This is a genomic window from Clostridium magnum DSM 2767 (assembly GCF_001623875.1).
In the GTDB taxonomy this organism is placed as follows: domain Bacteria; phylum Bacillota; class Clostridia; order Clostridiales; family Clostridiaceae; genus Clostridium_AM; species Clostridium_AM magnum.
In genome coordinates this window covers 430,910-450,381 of record NZ_LWAE01000004.1, presented here as the reverse complement: position 1 = coordinate 450,381, position 19,472 = coordinate 430,910, and the positions used below count along the sequence as shown (strand labels likewise).

Here is a 19,472-nt window from a genome sequence, read left to right as displayed (position 1 = left end):
AAAGAACCGCTGTGTATCAGAGCAGTATGCACAGCGGTGTGAGTAGGAGAAAAATAATTTATACAACAAAATGTGAATTTTGTTGCGTAAATTATTTTATTACTTATTAAATATATGTTATGAAATTTTCTCATCTGTAGAAATTTCATTAATCTCATCCAGAGTTTGCCCCTTAGTTTCAACACCTGCTATAGCAACTACTATTGCTACCAATGCAAAAACCATAGTCAGCATAAGAAAGACATAAGTAAAACCAGCTTCTTTACCTTTAATCTGATATACTAAACCAACTATATAAGGAGCGGTGATTGCGCCAATACGGCCAATAGCAGCTGCCCAGCCTGTTCCACTGCCTCTAACCCTTGTAGGATAAACTTCTGGCGTATAAGCATATACTGCACCCCAAGCCCCTAGACTGAAAAAATAAAGCAGGCAGCCAGAAGTAAGAATGGCAGTAACGGAGGCACCTTGACCAAATAGATATGCAGATAATGCAGTGCCTATTAAGTATACTACTAAAACCAACTTACGACCAATTTTTTCTATTAGATAGGCTGCACTATAATATCCAGGTAGTTGAGCAATGCTCATAATTAATGTAAATTCAAAACCTTTTACTAAACTGAATCCTTTGCCTACAAGGAGAGTAGGAGTCCATAAAACAAACCCATAATAACCAAAATTAATACCTAACCATAGAACCCATAACACAAAGGTACGTCTAATATAGCTTGGAGCCAATAGATCCAAAATCGTGATAATGCTCTTCTTTTTTTCTTCAGGATGATTAATTAGGCGGGATTTTTTGCCCGCTATTCCTGCTTGCTGTTCCATTATGCTTACAATTTCATCTGCTTCTTGAAGACGTCCTTTTTGTTCCAAGTATCGAGGAGATTCAGGAATATTTTTTCTCATATAAGCTGCGTATAGTGCTGGTATTCCTCCCAAGAAAAATCCAATACGCCAGCCATAAATAGGAATTAAAAGATAAGCTATTAAAGCGGCAACTATCCATCCCCAGGCCCAAAAGCTCTCTAATAAAACAACCATTTTGCCACGGGCTTTAGCTGGTGAGAATTCACTAACCAAAGTAGATGCTGCGGGCAATTCTCCACCTAGACCTAATCCTGTTAAAAAACGAAAAAGCAATAATACTTCAAAATTAGGTGCAAGTCCAGAGAGAGCACTAGCTAATCCGTATAATATGAGAGTAAAGGTAATAACTGCTTTTCTGCCCCATTTGTCAGCTGCCATTCCAGCAATAGCGGCACCAATAGCCATTCCCACCGCTGAAGCGCTGCCTAATAAACCTAAGTCAGCAGGAGTTAAATTCCATGATTTACCAATTGCGGCCATAACACCAGAGACCATCCCTTGATCCATGGCATCAAATAGCCAACCGATACCAGTTAAAAATAAAACTTTTCGGAGCATGGGGTAACTGGCAATTTTTCAATTCTTTGCGAAATACTATTCATAGATGTTCACCTCTCGTATAATTTAATTATTCATGTTTATCAAACAGTTTGTACAACTAATTTTCGATAACTTTATAAATTTTATATTCATTTTACCTCCATAATATATTCCTAATAATTTTAAGCATCTTTAGGCCTTAAAGAAATTTGTTATTTTAACATTTTCTTAAAATAAATTTTAAATATTATTAATTTGTTAAAAAAACAATTAATTTATTAATAAATTGTTTTAATTATAACAAAAAAAAATCTATATGAAAAATATTTTTTACATATTAATCTATATATATAAAATATGACTATGTTTTCATTTTGGTAAAATTAGAGTTACTAGCTTTCTACTCTAAAACTTTCTATGAAGTTACGAGCAATATTTGATAGATATCGATTTTTTATCCATATTAAATAGCTCTTCGACTCCATGGCAGGTTCTGTAATTTCTTTAATTTCTAAATCTGAATTGTACATTAAGTCTGATGAGGTTTTTGGAACTATAGCTATACCAATTCCTGCATTAGCCCAAGTAAGAGAAGACACAATATCATCATTTTTACATACTATATTTGGAACAAAGCCTTTTTTTGTGCAAGCATCTATTATAATATTTTCATATCTTCTATGGATTATTAAAGGGCTGTTTTTTAGTTCTTCTAAAGATATTTTTTTTTCGGAAATTTCCTTATAGAATTCGTGTTTAGCAACAGCTACCATAGGGTCGTTTATATAATGTTTTGATATTTTGTCCTCGATCAATACAGAGTCATATAACTTTAAATTAAAGGGAGCTCGTACAAAACCTATATCTAATATTCCGTTATTTAACAAATCCATTATTCTAAAACTATCACTTCTCCAAACTTGAAAATCTATGTTTGGGTATTTTTGACGAAAATCATATACTTTTTTAGGTAAAATTTTAACATCACAAGAACCAACAGTACCTATATTTAAGGTACCTTTAAAGCCTTTATTTAAGTCGGTTAACTCTCTAATGGCGGATTTTGTTAATTCTATTATTTGTTCAGATTTATTTCTAAGTATAATACCCGCTTCTGTTAGCTCTACATTTCTGCTGTTTCTTATAAGTAATTGAACTCCTAATTCATTTTCTAATAATTTTAATTGTTGGCTAAGTGGGGGTTGGGATATATTTAACCGCTTAGCAGCAGATGTTATTTGACCTTCTTCAGCAACTGTCAGAAAATATTTAAGTTGTCTAATATCCATATATCTTCTCTCCTTTAAATTCATATGTTTTTTATATGAATGTATATATAATAAATATTTTTCATATACATATGTTTTTGTTATAATAATAAATAAAAAATGAAAATTTATCAATATGAAGTTAGTTTTGTTAATGATTTTCTAATTAAAGATAACTGTTATTGATGAAATGCTAAAATTGATGCTATTTTACAATTGGATAAAAATAGCGAAAATATAACTCGACCAATACTTTTAAGTATCAGTACTCACATTGGCTGAAAAATATAAAAATAAATAATAAGTCAATGTATTTTGAAAAAATATTGTGCTTATTATTTATTTGTAATAAGGATAGGTTGTTGTTAAATATAAAATTGGAGGGATAGCTATGAAAATAGGATTTATAGGACTTGGAGTCATGGGTAGAAACATGGCTAATAATATATTAAAAAGTGGACATGAACTTAAGGTTTATAATAGATCAACAAAAATTGTAAAAGAGTTTGAAAAAAAAGGGGCTTTAATTGGAAAAAATCCAGCGGAAGTTGCAGAAGAATGCAATATAATTATGACTTCACTTCCTAATTCAGAAATAGTTAAAAATGTAATTTTGGGGGAAAATGGAGTTTTACAAGGAGCTAAAGCAGGAACTGTAATAATTGATCTAAGTAGTATTACTCCAAAGGCTATTAAAGAAATTGCTGAGGAGAGTGAAAAAAAGGGGGTAGAAGTAGTGGATGCTCCTGTTAGTGGGGGATCAGTTGGTGCGGAAAAAGGAACATTGACTATTATGGCTGGATGTAAGAAAGAAGTGTTTGATAAAGTAATGTCAATTTTAAAGTGCATAGGTGAAAAGATTTACCATGTAGGTAATGTAGGTGCAGGCGATACTGTGAAACTAGTAAATAATCTTCTTTTAGGTGCAAATATGGTAGCTGTATGTGAGGCACTTACATTAGGAACTAAAGCAGGTTTAGATCCAGAAATACTTTATGAAGTTATGAGTAAAAGTTCGGGTAATTCTTATGCATTAACTTCAAAATACAAGAAATTTATACATGAAAGAAATTTTGATCCAGGATTTATGGTAGATCTGCAATATAAGGATTTACAATTAGCAGTTGATACTGCTAGAGATTTACAATTACCTTTATTTATGGGCAATTTAACTCAACAGATGTATGAAATGGCACGAAGTGAAGGTTTGGGAAAAGAGGATATTTCGTCAATAATAAAGATTTATGAAAAATGGTTAAATATTTAGATTAAACAAATTAACTTGATTGATAAAATATTAATTTTAAATAAAATTATTTTACAAATTAATAAAAATTATATAATCATAAACAATTATTTAAAAATAAGCAAAAATATTAAAAATTAATAGCAACCTAAATGAAAAATACAAATGACGATTAATGCAATAAAGGAGGTTATAAGATGGATTCATTTCAATACTACAGCCCAAGAAATATTAAAGAAGCTATTGATATGCTAAACTTGTGTGATGAAAATACTTATCTTTTGGCAGGTGGAACTGATCTAATTGTTAAATTAAGAAAAAAAATAATACAGCCAAACAATCTTATAAGTTTAAAAAAGATCAAAGAGCTTAGTTATATAGAAGAAAAGGATAATATTATTAAAATTGGTGCTATGGCAACTCACTCTAAAATAGAACAAAGTGAAATAATAAATGGCAAAGCTAAAATATTAGCTGAGGCTTGTAGAGATGTTGGTTCGACGCAAATAAGAAATTTAGGTACAATAGGTGGAAATATTATGAATTCATCAGCTGCTGCAGATTCAGTTGCTGCTTTATGTGCATTAGATGCTAATTGTGTTATAAAAGGTTCTAAAGAAGAAAGAATAGTAAATATCAATGACGTTTTTGGAAATAATGGGAATGCTGTTATATATAAGGATGAATTGCTAAAAGAAATATTTTTTAGAATACCCAATAGTAATACAGTATCAGGCTTTAAAAAATTAGGAAGAAGAAGTGCACTAGCAATAGTTGTAGTAAGTGTAGGAATAATCCTTGAAAGAATACCAGGTGAAAGTAAATGTAAAGATATTAAAATTTCTCTTGGTGGAATTTCAAGAAATCCATGTAGGGCAAAAGCAGCGGAAACCATTCTGATAGGTAAAGAAATAAATAATGAAAATATTGAAAAATGTTTAGATGAAATTTCTAAGTTTACAGTTAACAATCTTGAAAAATCACCTTTTACAAATTTAATTCCACATAAAAGATATGCTGTAAAGGGAATTGCATTAGATGTATTTGAAAGGATTTGTCCAGAACTAAAATAACGAGGAGTTATAATTATGGGAAAAGTAAAGATATTTTTTAATTTAAATGGAGAAGATGTTTCAGCAGAGATTAATCCTAATAAAAGATTATTAGATGTAATTAGAGAGGAGTTCGGACTTACAAGTGTAAAGGAAGGCTGTTCTGAAGGTGAATGTGGAGCCTGTACTGTTATCTTAGATGGAGAGGCAGTAACGTCCTGTTGTATATTAGGACCACAGGTGGATGGATGTTCAGTTATAACAATAGAAGGTCTTGAAAAAAATGGAAAATTAGATATACTTCAACAGGCATTTTTGGATGCAGGAGCTGTTCAATGTGGATTTTGTACTCCTGGAATGATACTTTCTGCAAAGGCATTGCTAACTAGAAAACCCAATCCAACTGTAGAGGAAATTAAAACAGCTATTTCAGGTAATTTATGTAGATGTACAGGCTATAAAAAAATTATAGATGCAGTTCAAATTGCAGCAGCACAGAAAAAGGGTGATATATGTGAGTGACTTTAATGTTATAGGGAAAAATGTTGAAAAAAAAGATGGTATCCCTAAAGTTACAGGAAAAGCTTTGTTTGCTAGAGACATTAGTTTTGAAGGTATGTTGTATGCTAAGATTTTAAGAAGTAAGGTGGCACATGCCATATTAAAAAACATTGATACTAGTAAGGCAGAAAAACTGCCAGGAGTTGTTTGCGTATTAACTAGTAAGGATATCCCAGGAAAAAATAGAGTAGGAATAATTATAAAAGATGAGCCTGTACTAGTAGAGGATAAAATCAGAAGATTTGGTGATGCTTTAGCCGTTGTTGCGGCAGAAACAGAAGAAATTGCAGAAGAAGCATTAGATCTAATAGAGGTTGACTATCAAGAATTACCTGTAATAACCACTATAGATGAGGCATTAAAAGAGGGTTCATTAAAAATTCATGGAGATACCAATATTTTAGAAAACAAAAGTCTGATAAAAGGTGATGTAGATGAAGCCTTTAAAAAATGTGATGTAATAGTAGAAAAAACATATAAAACAAATTATTTTGCACATATGTTTATAGAACCGGAAGCCGGTGTGGCAAAATATGAAAATGGAATACTGACAATCTGGGCATCTACGCAGAATCCTCATTTTGACAGAGGAGAGGTTGCAAGAATGTTAGGCCTTTCTCAGTCTAAGGTTAGAGTGGTACAAGCTGTGACAGGAGGAGGGTTTGGCGGTAAGCTAGATATTTCTACTCAATGCTTTGTTGGACTGGTGACTTATCATATCAAGAGACCTGTAAAGCTTGTTTACACAAGGGAAGAATCTATGGAAGTATCCTCTAAACGACACCCACATGTCATGAAATACAAAACTGGAGCAGATAAAAATGGAAAAATACTGGCTATGGAGGCAGAATTTTTACAGGATTCAGGTGCCTATGCATCCTATGGACCAGCAGTAGTTACAAGGGGCATGGTTCATGCTACAGGACCTTATGAAATACCTAATATTAGGATTAAGACTACTATGGTATATACTAATAATCCAATGGCTGGTGCTTTTAGAGGCTTTGGAGTCCCACAAGTATCAATTGCACATGAACAACAAATGGATTTATTAGCTGAAAAATTAAATATGAGTCCTTATGATATAAGAATAAAAAATGCGCTTAGAGTTGGTTCATATACAAGTACTATGCAAAAATTAGAAGGCAGTGTTGGAATTGTAGAGACTTTAGAAAAAGCTAAAGAGAAGGCTGAAGAAGTTATATTCAATAATAATAAAGATTTAGAATGTATAAAGAAAAGAGGAGTAGGAATAGGATGTATGTGGTATGGAATAGGAAATACGGGACTTCCAAATCCAGCCTCAGCATTTTTAGAGGTGCATAAAGATTGTTCGGTGACAGTTTTAGCTGGATGTGCAGATATAGGACAAGGATCCAATACAGTAATGTGCCAAATTGTATCAGAAACCTTAGGCCTTGACTATGAAGATGTAAACATCGTTTCAGCAGATACAGGTTCCACTCCTGACGGAGGAGCAACTTCTGCAAGCAGACAAACATATATATCTGGTAATGCCTGTAAGAAGGCTGCTGAGATGGCAAAAGAAACATTACTAAAGATCGCTGAAGAATTATTAAATGTGGATAAAAGCGAAATTATATTAAAAAATAAAAAAGCTTATTCAAATAAGGATGAAAATAATAGTATAACCATACAGAAAATATTAAATAATTGTGCAGCTAAGGGAATAATGGTATTAGGCTGTGGATATTTTAATCCAGATACAACTTCTCTTGATGCTGAAACAATGCAAGGGATACCATTTGCAACCTATGCTTTTGCAACACATTTCATAGAAGTTGAAGTTAATACGTACACAGGTGAGATTAAGGTGTTAAAAATTGTTGCAGCTCACGATGTAGGAAAGGCAATTAACAGACGTATGGTAGAAGGCCAAATAGAAGGTGGATGCTTAATGGGTATGGGACTTGGTATTCTTGAAGATTTAAAGGTGGAAAATGCAAAAATGAAAACCTTAAATTTTTCTAATTATTTAATTTATACTGCAAAAGATACACCTGAAATTTATCCAATAATAGTAGAAAGTGAAGAAAAGACAGGCCCCTTTGGAGCAAAAGGTGTAGGTGAACCTGCATTGATTCCAGTGGCTCCGGCAATTTTAAACGCTGTATATAATGCCACAGGTGTAAGGTTTACAGAAGTACCTTTAACACTTGAAAAAGTAGTAGAAAAATTAAATTATTAGTTTTATAGACAATCTATATATTTAGAAGACGTAGCATTTTAAATTTAGTATAGGAGGAGTTTTAATTGATTTCAATTGATATAGATAAATGCAAAGGATGTAAAGTTTGTGAAAATAATTGTCCTCTTGATGCAATTAAAGTTATAGATAAGAAAGCCCAATTATATGACAATTGTGTAAGTTGTGGAATATGTTTTAAAGTATGTCCATTTAAGGCTGTCAATAAGTCGGATGTAAAAAATGCTGAAAACATTACTTGTACTCATTGTCCTGTTAACTGCTCTGTTCCATTAAATAAAACTGGAGCCTGCAAAAGGTATACTAATATAAAGGGAGAATTAATTAGAAATAGAAAGCTTGTGGTAGAGTCAATTAGAAAGGATTTAGAATTAAATAATGCATATAAACCTCTTATTACGGCAGTAGGTAGTGGAACAAACTATCCATGCTTGCGACCTGCACCAAGAATAGTTCAGGATACCGTTAATGGAGTAGATGTTGTAACTGTAGTTACAGAAGCTCCTTTAAGTTATAGTGGAGTAAAAGTTAAAATTGATACTAATATGGATATAGGTGAAGAAGGTGCAAAGGTAAAAAGAGATGGTAAATGTGTGGGTAGGGTGACTACTGAAGAATATGGATCAAAAATGCTTACAATAGGTGGAGCAAATCTTTTAAGTGGAAGTAATGATGGATTTATAGTAGCAAAGACTATTGTAGATTTAGCCAATGGAAGAAGAGTTAAATTGAAAATAGATGATGGAAGTACTATAGAGATTCAACAGGATAGTCCACCTATTATCGATGATATAGAAGAAACATATATGAGAGTTGGTTGTGGTAGTGCAACTATAGGTATGTTCGCCGCTCAGTTAAGCAAAGCAGTAGATGAAGCAATTATATTAGATTTTCATGTAGTAGGCTTACTTTCAGAACATGCTGCTGGAAAGGAAGTAGGTATGAAGTATAGTGGAGTAACACCTTATGGAAGAAAAAGTACTATGGGTAGGTATTTTGGAAAACATGGTCATGGCTGGGGCGGTACAGAAATTACAAGTCCTTTGGATGCTGTAAAATCTGTAGATATGACTATAGCAAAAGAAGGATATAAAATATTAGTTACAGAGACTACAGGGCAGAAGGCTGCATTATTAGAAGTGAAAAAAGATGGAACAGTAGAAGAAATTGAAATGACAGAAGCAGCACTAAAATGTGTCAATTTGATTTCTGAAAATTGTGAACAGTCAAATGCTTCTATTATATATACGGGTGGCACTGGCGGAAGTGCAAGAGCTGGAGTTACGACTTTTCCTAAGAAGCTTACAAATGCAATTCATAATAATGAAGTTACAATGACTATAGCTGGAGCACCTACTTTTGTTCTTCCAGGAGGAGGAATAAACTTTATGGTGGATGTTTCTAAGATGGTACCAGATGCTACAACTTGGGTTCCAACACCGGCAACTGTAGCTCCTATAGAATACACAATGACTAGAGAGAAATATGAGGAAATTGGTGGTCATGTAAATAGCATAATAACAAAGGAACAGTTGCTAAAAGAACTTAATGAGGAAAAATTATGATTCAAGTACTGGAAAACAAGAAAGTATTTATTAATAATGGACCCATTCAGATGGTTGTTGATATATCAGTAAAAGGAAAAAAAATTCCCGAGATAGGCCTTGAAGTTTCAAAATATGTAATTTCAGAATTTGATAAATTAGCAAAACATGTTCCATATATAAAGGCTAATAAGCCATTAAAAGTTATGAAGGATATCCCTAGTATTATTCTTGAGAAGATGATAAATGCAGTTACAAGGTCAGGAGATGAAACTTTAACGCCCTTTGCTGCTGTGGCAGGTTCTTTTTCTGACTTTGCTTTAGAAAAAGCTCTGGAGCTTGGTGCCACTAGAGTAATTATAAATAACGGTGGAGATATAGCACTTAAGGATATAACTGGCGCACTTATAAAAGTAGGAATCCCCTTAAATAATACAGAGTTAGTTCTTAATATTACAGGTGAAAGTAATATTCAAGGTATTTGTACTAGTGGAATTGGAGGAAGAAGTTTTACAAAGGGTATTGCTACAGCAGCAGTGTCCCTAGGAGAAACTGCTGCTATAGCAGATGCATGTGCTACATATCTAGGAAATGAAACCAATGTAGAAGCAGATAGTATAATGAGGTGTTTTGCAGAAGAAATAGATTCAGAGACTGATATACCAGGCCATTTAGTGACTATAAAAGTAGGTAATCTCACCAAAAGGGATATATATAAATCATTGTTAAAAGGAATTGAGAAAGCAGAAAAATTATATAATGAGCATATAATTCAAGGTGCTATACTATGTGTAAAGGATAAGATTGTAATGCTACCAGATAATATTGAAGTGCTAAAGTAAAAATTATATAGAAAAACTATTGCTATAAAGCATCATAGTAACTAATGAGAAAAATTTAGGGTGAAAGAAGCTCAATTTATTCGAAAATGTATACTACTAAGACGGCATAAGGCAATGCTCAGCACAACTTGAGCGTTTATTGGTGTTCTATACAGTAACGGATGGTTGTTAACTATCCGTTTTATTCGTGTGCACCCAGCATGAGCGATAACCTCAAGGATTTGATGAAAGAATCTCCAAACTATGCTCCTTTATTTAGGGTTTCACTTTAAGCCATTCTATATATATGTCAATGAAATACTATATTGATTAGTCATAATATTTGCATATTTTTTTCGTATGAATCAATACAAATCAAATATTTTTAATATGAATAATTTCTTGCTATAATAAAATCAATTCATTAATAATTAAATGATATTTTTGTTAAATTGGTTTTAATGTGGTGTTCTTTTAAAACATAAGGGGGGATTTATGACAATCATAACAACAAAAATTTGTACATTTTTAGAGACTTAAAGATGATGTAGGAAAAGAAGTAAGTAATAAAATTTAGTTAAATATATAAACTATGGAAGTGATTATTATGGATTATAAAAAAGTATATAATAGGAGGATGGAAAAGAAAAAATATGAAGTGACTCAAGGAAAATTTACAAATTATAAGTTAATATTAGGATTGTCGGTTTCCATTATTTTATTAATTATAATTTTATTGATGCCAACTCCAGTGGGATTGACAATAGTTGGACAGCGATGCTTGGCAGTGTTTGCAGCTACTTTTGTATTATATTTATCAGAGGCAATTTCAGCTGCAATTGTAAGCTTAGCGATTGTACCAATACTAGTAATATTTAATATTGTGTCCATAAAAGATGCATTATCGGGGTTTTCATCTACATCAACATACCTAATAGTAGGCTCTTTTATTTTAGCAGTGGCAATGTTGAAATCTAAACTAGCCAATAGGATTACTTATTTGATAATGCTGAAAATTGGAGTATCCGCACGGAATATAACATTTGGAATTGTATTAGTGAATATTGTGCTTGCATTTATGGTACCATCATCTACCGCTCGTACTGCTATGTTATTGCCGATATGTATTAATATCATTAACCAGTTTAGGGGCGAAAGTAGAGAAAAAACAAAATTCGGTGCTAATATTTTATTAACACTATGTTGTACTAATTCAACTATTAGTGCCGGTATTCTAACAGCAACAGTAAGTAACCCAATGGCTATTCAATATATTAAAGATGCAACTGGTAAAGTTGTAACCTTTGGGCAATGGTTTGTTTGGGGATTTCCGCCTGCTCTTATAATGACATTTGTTGCATGGGCAATTATTCAAGTTATGTTTAAGCCAGAAGTAAAAGAACTAAATGGTGGAAGAGAATTCATACAAGAAAAAATGAATGAACTTGGAAAAATAAAATTAGATGAAGTAAAAGCACTTATTGTACTAGGGATAACAATTATACTTTGGGCCTTTGGAGATAAAATTGGGATTGATAGTACAACCGCTTGTTTGTTAGGTGCTTGTGCATTATGTATTCCCAAGATTGGTTTTTTGTCATGGGATGATTGTAAAAGTAGTATTTCTTTAAGTGTGGTTTTTATTACTAGTGGCGGAATAAGTCTAGGTACAGCTATGAGTAGTAGCGGAGCAGCTAAATGGATGGCAGAGAAAATTTTTAGTTTACTTAATTTGGGAAGTTATTCAGTAGTTGTGATGATTATTATTTTAATTATTGTGGTACAGTTTATGCATGTTGTTTTTGTAGGAACAGCAACTATGGCAAATGTTTTTTTTCCAATATTATCAGGTATTGCAATAGTTGCAAATATTAATCCGATTTTGACAATTATACCTTCTGCTATGATGTTAGGTGGGTATCCAATAATAATGTTCTTCAATACAACGCCTAACATTTTATGTTATGACACAGGAGAGATAAGTTCGGATATGTTTCCTAAATTTGGTGTAATATTATCTGTGATAGCTTGTGTATTATATGCAGTATGTGTCTTTGTATATTGGCCACTAGTAGGATTATTTTAAAATCAGTTATAATGAAAGTTGCTGCTTCAAAAAACGATAGATATAAAAGCGTGGCGCAAAAGTCACGCTTATTTTATGTAAAAAAATAAAGCGTGCTGTCTCACCTAGAAATTATTCTATTGTGAGACTGCACCTTTTTTATAAAAAACAAATTAACCTATTATAATGTTTACATATTTTTTTAATATGAATTAATATATATAAAATATTTTTAATATGAATATATTTCTGTTATAATAAAATGAATTTAATAATTAAGTGATAATATTTTTGATAAATTAATTTTATTAAAGCGATTTTTTAAAAGAATGTTAAATAAGCAATGCTGGGTTAGGAGCTTTAATAAAAATATATTTCAAACCTCTTTTTATTAATGGCTTGGAAATGTGTTGTAAAAATAATTTTAGAATTTAAACATTAAAACACTTAAAAATAAAGATGGAGGGATTAATTATGGAGATTAGAGTAAGAAAATTTTACACTTGTGTAGAAGAAATTAAATCAGATGGCGGTAAGGATATAACGGATAAGATTCATAAAAAGGTTACAGCTGCAGTTATAATTGAAAATCCTTTTGCAGGGAAATATGTTGAAGACTTATCACCACTTACAGAATGGAGTGTGGGAATAGCACCAACTCTTATTCAGAAGGCATTAGAAGCTGGTAGAATGGATATATCTGAGGTAGAGAGCTATGGAAAGGGAGCTATTGTGGGTGGAAATGGAGAGCTAGAACATGCAGCAGCAATTCTACATCCAAAGCTTGGGAAGCCATTTAGAGATGGAGTAGGTGGAGGAAAAGCTATAATTCCGTCATCAAAAAAAATGGGATTTCCAGGATGCACATTAGATATACCATTACATTATAAAGATGCAGCATTTGTAAGAACACATTTTGATGCTATGGAATTAAGAATACCAGATGCTCCAAGAGATAATGAGATAATTGTAGCACTTACTGTTACAAATTGTGGAAGACCACATCCTAGAGTAGGCGGACTTAAAATAGAAGAAGTTAAAGGCGAAGATGGTTTAAGATAACTAAAGGATTTAAGGGGGATTTATTATGTCAGTATTAGCTATAAAAAATATTGGTATATTAGTTTCAGGCGATATAAATAAACCTATATTAGAGTATAATACAATATTGATTGAAAATGGGACTATAAAGAAAATAGGAGATGAGTCAATTCTAGTTGGAGTTCAATGTGATAAAGTTTTAGACGCAAAAGGAACAACAGTTGCACCAGGCTTTATTGATTCACATACTCACCCAGTAATAGGAGATTTTACACCAAGACAAAGCACATTAGGATATATAGCAAGTTCGCTACATGGTGGAGTAACAACTATGATATCTGCTGGAGAATGTCATACTACAGGAAGACCAAAAGATCCGTCAGGTACAAAAGCATTAGCTATATTAGCTCATAAAAGTTCTGAAAATGCAAGACCAGGTGGAGTAAAACTTCATGGTGGAGCACTAATTCTAGAAAAAGGCTTACAAGAAAAAGACTTTGAAGAGTTATCAAAAGAAGGTGTATGGTTAGTGGGGGAAATAGGACTTGGGTCGGTAAATTCTCCAGAACTTGCAGCACCAATGGTAAAATGGGCTAGAAAAAATGGATTTAAGATTATGATGCATACAGGAGGTACATCTATTCCAGGAAGTAGCACCATCACTGCACAAAATGTAATAGATACAGATCCAGATGTAGTATCACATTTAAATGGAGGTCCAACAGCTATTCCTTTAAAAGAAGTTGATAAATTAGTAAATGATACAAAATATGCACTGGAAATAGTGCAATGTGGTAATTTTAAGGTGATGAAATATGCAGTAAATGCAGTTGCAGAAAAGGGTGAATTAGAAAGAATAATAATAGGAAACGATTCTCCATCAGGTACAGGAATTATTCCTTTGGGAGTAATGCGTACATTATCATACATTGCTTCAGAAACGGAAATTTCAGCGGCTCAAGCAATATGTTTTGCAACAGGAAATACTGCAAAAGTATTTGGATTAAATGTAGGAATAATAGAAGAAGAAAGAGAAGCTGATTTAGTAATAATGGATGCACCAATGGGTTCAGTAGGTAAAAATAGTTTAGAAGCATTGGAAGCTGGAGATCTACCAGGAATTTCAATGGTACTTGTGAATGGAGAAATATTGGTTACAAAAAGTAAGAATACACCGCCAGCTACAGTAAAGCCTGTAATCTGTTAATGTAATATTTTTGTAATATAACTTTTTAAGCAAACAAAAAAATTATAGATAATTATATCCCAGATGCAATGCTTTTAGAGATTAAAGATGGATATCGATAGTTATAAAAAATATTAAACATTAAACGAGGATTGATTAGATATGCTTGAAGAAATTATTATAATTAGAGGTGGGGGAGATATTGCATCAGGAACAATACAAAAGCTATATAGAAGTGGGCTTAAAGTTTTAATACTAGAAATAGAAAATCCCACTTCTATTAGGAGAAATGTATGTTTTAGTGAAGCTATATTTCAAAATTATGTAGAGATAGAAGGAATAAGAGCTGTAAAGGCTGGTAATATAGATGAAGTAAGAAAATCATGGAGAGAGGGAGTTATACCTGTTGTTATAGATCCAAAAGGTAAATATGTAGATTTAGTAAAGCCTCAGGTTCTGGTAGATGCTATACTGGCAAAGAGAAATTTAGGAACCAATAGAAGAATGGCGCCTATAACTATAGCATTGGGCCCAGGTTTTGAGGCAGGTAAAGATGTAGATGTAGTAGTGGAAACTAACAGAGGACATAATTTGGGGAAGCTAATCTTTCAGGGGTGTGCAGTGAAGAATACTGGTATACCTGGTGATATAAAGGGGTATTCAAGAGAGAGGGTCATATATAGTCCAGTAGAAGGCATTATTGATAATGTGAAAGAGATTGGCGATATAGTTAAGGCTGGAGAAAATATAGCTTGTGTGGATAATATTTCGATTAAAGCTACCATTGATGGGGTATTAAGAGGAATAATCAGAAATGGTAGTAATGTTTTTAAAGGACTTAAAATAGCAGACATAGATCCAAGACTTAATGAAGTAGAAAACTGTAATACAATTTCAGATAAAGCTAGAAACATAGGAGGAGCAGTGCTAGAGGCAATATTATATTTAAAGAATAGGCAGCAGTATTATAAAAAGCAGGCTATATAACTAGGCATTAGTGTATCTTTAGTAGAAAATTATGATATGCATAAAAATTGAAATATAAGGTGTTAGCAAAACTATTTATTGTTCTAAATCAAAGAAAGGGATATCTCAAAATGATTTTTTAATCATTTTGAGATATCCCTTTCTTTGAATAAATACTAAAAGACAGCTATAAGTGTAAATGATATTTAGGCAATTATTTATTTTAGGGCATAGCAAAAATGAGAATTTTTAAGTTTCTGCATTTAGTTGATATACATCAAAATAGTACATCATATTCAAATCTATATAATACAAAAATAAGTCGAAATAATCAAAAAAAGTTAAGGGGTTTAGGAATAAAATTTAATCATAAAAACAATCAATAAAAATTATATAAATTTAATTAAATCAAGGGGGTCATTTAAGTGAATGAAGTTTTAAACAAACTCTATAGTGTAAATCAAAGTAAAAGAATAGAAAAATTAATTAACGATTTATACTCAGTAACTCCTGAAATCGAGGCGCAAAGAGCAGTTTTAATAACTGAATCTTTTAAGGAAACGGAAGCTTATCCTATGGTTATTAGAAGAGCTAAAGCTTTAGAAAAAATACTAAATGAAATGGATATAGTTATTCGTGATGAGGAGCTTATTGTAGGAAACCTAACTAAAAAGCCTAGAGCAGCTTCTGTATTTCCTGAATTTTCTAACAAGTGGCTTTTGGATGAATTTGATACTTTAGCTAAAAGAACTGGAGATGTATTTCTTATTAGTGAAGATGTAAAATTACAACTTCGTGAAGTATTTAAATATTGGGATGGAAAAACTACAAATGAGCTTGCAACAGAGTATATGTTTGAAGAAACAAAGGAAGCAATGGCAGCAGGGGTATTTACTGTTGGAAATTACTATTTCAATGGTGTAGGTCATATTTCCGTAGATTATGCCAAAGTATTATCTAAAGGATTTAATGGAATAATTGAAGAAGCAGAAAATGAAAGGGCTAAATCAGACAAAGGAGATCCTAATTACATAAAGAAGGAGCAGTTTTTAACAGCTGTAATTATAACTTCAAAAGCTGTTATTAAATTTGCCAAGCGTTTTGCAGAATTAGCTAGAAATCTCGCAAGTCAAACATTGGATTCAAGAAGACGTGAAGAGTTAATACAAATAGCTGAAAACTGTGAATGGGTACCAGCAAAGCCAGCTAGAACATTTTATGAGGCCCTACAATCATTTTGGTTTGTACAAGCTATTATTCAAATAGAATCTAATGGACATTCAATATCACCTATGCGTTTTGATCAATATATATATCCTTATTTTAAGAAGGATATATCAAATGGTTTTGTTACACAAGAAAAAGCTCAAGAACTTCTTGACTGCTTATGGGTTAAATTCAATGATGTTAATAAGGTTCGTGATGAGGGATCAACAAAAGCCTTTGGTGGATATCCAATGTTCCAGAATTTAATTATAGGCGGACAAACTACTGATGGAAAAGATGCTACAAATGAGCTTTCATTTATGTGCCTTGAAGCTACTGCACATACTAAATTACCACAACCATCAATTTCAATAAGAGGTTGGAACAAAACTCCAGATGAGTTATTGTTAAAAGCTGGTGAAGTGACTCGTTTAGGATTAGGTATGCCAGCTTATTATAATGATGAAGTTATCATTGCTTCTCTAACAAGTCGTGGTCTTACACTAGAAGATGCTAGAGATTATGGTATTATTGGATGCGTAGAACCTCAAAAAGGTGGAAAGACTGAAGGATGGCATGACGCTGCATTCTTTAACATGGCAAAGGTATTAGAGGTAGCTATAAATAATGGTATGGATAATGGTAAACAACTAGGATTAAGAACTGGAGATTTTACTTCTTTTACATCCTTTGAGAGATTCATGGATGCATACAAAATGCAAATGGAGTATTTTGTTAAGCTTCTAATTAATGCAGACAATAGTGTAGACTTAGCACATGGAGAGAGAGCACCATTACCATTCTTATCTTCAATGGTAGATGATTGTATAGGTAGAGGAAAATCACTACAAGAAGGGGGAGCTCATTATAACTTTACAGGTCCACAAGGAGTGGGAGTTGCAAATGTAGCAGACTCATTAGTAGCTATTAAGAAACTTGTTTTTGAAGAAAATAAAGTAACTCTACAAGACTTAAAGGATGCGTTAGATACTAATTTTGGTGAATGTAAGAAAAATCCGATATCTGAAATTGCTAATAGCATAAATGGAGCAAGTGGTATAGAAGGCTTAACACGTGAAACCATAATGCAAGCTATTGAGAAGTTAATATTTGAAGAAAAGAAAATTTCATTAGAAGATTTAAAAGAGCCAGGTAAAGATATTAACTTAGGTAGCTATGGTCATAAAGAAAATCTTCGTCAGATGCTCTTAAATAGAGCACCTAAGTTTGGTAATGATATAGATGAAGTTGATGATTTAGCACGTGAAGCAGCATTAATTTACTGTAGTGAAGTTGAGAAATACACTAATCCACGTAACGGTCAATTCCAACCTGGTCTTTATCCTGTTTCTGCAAATGTTCCAATGGGATCACAAACAGGAGCAACACCAGATGGAAGAAAAGCTGGTGAAGCACTAGCAGATGGTGTATCACCAGTTTCAGGAAGAGATATAACAGGACCGACTGCAGCTGTTAACTCTGTTGCGAAAATAGATCATTATAAGGCTTCAAATGGTACATTATTTAATCAAAAATTCCATCCATCTGCTTTAGAAGGTCAGACTGGTTTACAGAATTTATCTTCTCTAGTAAGGAGTTTCTTTGATCAAAAGGGGTTACATGTGCAATTTAATGTAGTAAGTCGAGAAACACTTTTAGATGCCCAAAAGAATCCTGAAAATTATGGAAATCTAGTAGTGCGTGTAGCTGGGTATAGTGCTCACTTTACATCTTTAGATAAATCAATTCAGGATGATATTATAAAAAGAACAGAACATGCTTTTTAGTTAGATTAGTTCATTATACAGTGAGGAAGAGTTTTTCAACTACTTCCTCATTTTTTAAATAAGACTTATTTATTCAATTAGTAAAGGTAGAAATATTTGTAGAATTTTTTTGTAGAAGAACTTTTTATAGGAGGGAACGTTATGTTGAAACATCAAGTAAATTTAAATAAAAAAGGTGTTATTTTTGATATACAGAGATTTTCTGTTCATGATGGACCAGGAATTCGTACAATAGTTTTTTTTAAGGGATGTCCATTGTCTTGTCGTTGGTGTAGTAATCCAGAATCTCAGTGTATGGAACCACAAGTAATGTTTATTCCACATAATTGTATAGGATGTAAAAAATGCTATGAAATTTGTAGTAAGGGGGCAATAGATTTTAATCTTCCTTCTAGAGTTGATCAGAATAAATGTGTTAAGTGTGGCAAATGTGTTGAGAGTTGTTATGCTGGAGCTTTAAATTTAGCAGGAAGTATGAGAACCGTAAGGGAATTATTAATAGAATTGAAAAAGGACAACATATATTATAGACGTTCTGGTGGTGGTATTACCTTATCAGGAGGAGAAGTAACAGCTCAACCTGAGTTTGCTGAAGAATTACTAAAAGGCTGTAAAGAAAATAATTGGCACACAGCCATTGAAACGACAGCCTTTACAAATCCAAGTGTTTTAGAAAGAATACTACCCTGGCTTGATTTAGTTATGCTTGATATTAAGCATATGGATCCAAATAAACATTTAGAATATATAGGGCAGTCTAACGATTTAATATTACAAAACGCAAAATTAATAGCCCAGTTTGGAGCTCCGTTAATAATAAGAGTCCCAGTTATTCCGGGAGTTAATAGTGATGAGAAGAATATAAAAGCTACAGCTAATTTTGCAGCTAGTCTTAAAAGTGTTAAAGAATTGCATCTCTTGCCTTATCATCGTCTTGGTCAAAATAAGTATGAATACTTAGGGTATAATTATATAATGAAGGATTTACAGCCACCTACCAAAGAAGAAATAAATAATCTTAAAGACCTAGTAAAAAAATGTGGACTAATATGTAAAGTTGGCGGAATTGACTAAGTTTAAAGGTTA

13 protein-coding genes and 1 pseudogene are annotated in these 19,472 nt (G+C 32.4%); 12 read left to right on the top strand and 2 right to left on the bottom strand.

The genetic code is table 11. The annotated features are described in order from the left end of the window. Positions 1-117: 117 nt before the first annotated feature. Both CLMAG_RS18800 and CLMAG_RS18795 read right to left on the bottom strand, forming a co-directional pair. Positions 118-1,478, bottom strand: a pseudogene (locus CLMAG_RS18800) (MFS transporter). A 330-nt stretch (positions 1,479-1,808) separates the two neighbouring features. Further along, the gene (locus CLMAG_RS18795; protein ID WP_066626207.1) at positions 1,809-2,705 is read right to left on the bottom strand and encodes a LysR family transcriptional regulator; all 897 of its coding nucleotides are present in this window, start codon (positions 2,703-2,705) and stop codon (positions 1,809-1,811) included. A gap of 370 nt (positions 2,706-3,075) precedes the next feature. On the opposite strand from CLMAG_RS18795, the gene CLMAG_RS18790 reads away from it, so the two are divergent. From CLMAG_RS18790 to CLMAG_RS18735, 12 genes are all read left to right on the top strand, one after another. Continuing rightward, positions 3,076-3,951 carry an NAD(P)-dependent oxidoreductase gene (locus CLMAG_RS18790; RefSeq protein WP_066626205.1) on the top strand — a complete coding sequence of 292 codons (876 nt, stop codon included), beginning with the start codon at positions 3,076-3,078 and terminating at the stop codon, positions 3,949-3,951. A gap of 176 nt (positions 3,952-4,127) precedes the next feature. Beyond that, entirely contained in the window at positions 4,128-5,003 is an 876-nt protein-coding gene (locus CLMAG_RS18785; protein WP_066626203.1) for an FAD binding domain-containing protein, read from the top strand. A gap of 15 nt (positions 5,004-5,018) precedes the next feature. Further along, complete coding sequence (locus CLMAG_RS18780; protein WP_066626201.1) at positions 5,019-5,504, top strand: (2Fe-2S)-binding protein; 486 nt, start codon at positions 5,019-5,021, stop codon at positions 5,502-5,504. Then, positions 5,497-7,752, top strand: a complete 2,256-nt coding sequence (locus CLMAG_RS18775) for a xanthine dehydrogenase family protein molybdopterin-binding subunit (RefSeq protein ID WP_082832001.1) — start codon at positions 5,497-5,499, stop codon at positions 7,750-7,752. The genes CLMAG_RS18780 and CLMAG_RS18775 overlap by 8 nt, the downstream gene beginning before the upstream one ends. A gap of 65 nt (positions 7,753-7,817) precedes the next feature. Continuing rightward, positions 7,818-9,335: a DUF362 domain-containing protein gene (locus tag CLMAG_RS18770; RefSeq protein ID WP_066626197.1), complete on the top strand. Its 1,518-nt coding sequence runs from the start codon at positions 7,818-7,820 to the stop codon at positions 9,333-9,335. Further along, on the top strand, positions 9,332-10,156 hold the full coding sequence (locus tag CLMAG_RS18765; RefSeq protein WP_066626195.1) for a UPF0280 family protein: 825 nt from the start codon (positions 9,332-9,334) through the stop codon (positions 10,154-10,156). The genes CLMAG_RS18770 and CLMAG_RS18765 overlap by 4 nt, the downstream gene beginning before the upstream one ends. Before the next feature lie 616 nt (positions 10,157-10,772). Beyond that, positions 10,773-12,221 (top strand): SLC13 family permease, encoded by a 1,449-nt coding sequence (locus tag CLMAG_RS18760; protein WP_066626193.1) that lies wholly within the window; start codon positions 10,773-10,775, stop codon positions 12,219-12,221. A gap of 453 nt (positions 12,222-12,674) precedes the next feature. Then, positions 12,675-13,262: an amino acid synthesis family protein gene (locus CLMAG_RS18755; RefSeq protein ID WP_066626191.1), complete on the top strand. Its 588-nt coding sequence runs from the start codon at positions 12,675-12,677 to the stop codon at positions 13,260-13,262. Positions 13,263-13,287: 25 nt separating this feature from the next. Further along, positions 13,288-14,448, top strand: coding sequence for an amidohydrolase family protein (locus tag CLMAG_RS18750; protein ID WP_066626189.1), 1,161 nt, complete (start codon positions 13,288-13,290; stop codon positions 14,446-14,448). 141 nt (positions 14,449-14,589) lie between these two features. Next, positions 14,590-15,414 (top strand): selenium-dependent molybdenum cofactor biosynthesis protein YqeB, encoded by an 825-nt coding sequence (yqeB, locus tag CLMAG_RS18745; RefSeq protein WP_066626187.1) that lies wholly within the window; start codon positions 14,590-14,592, stop codon positions 15,412-15,414. 404 nt (positions 15,415-15,818) lie between these two features. Continuing rightward, positions 15,819-18,386: a glycyl radical protein gene (locus CLMAG_RS18740; RefSeq protein WP_066626186.1), complete on the top strand. Its 2,568-nt coding sequence runs from the start codon at positions 15,819-15,821 to the stop codon at positions 18,384-18,386. A gap of 141 nt (positions 18,387-18,527) precedes the next feature. Further along, a complete protein-coding gene (locus tag CLMAG_RS18735) occupies positions 18,528-19,460 on the top strand; it encodes a glycyl-radical enzyme activating protein (protein WP_066626181.1) in 933 nt (310 codons plus the stop codon). Positions 19,461-19,472 lie beyond the last annotated feature (12 nt).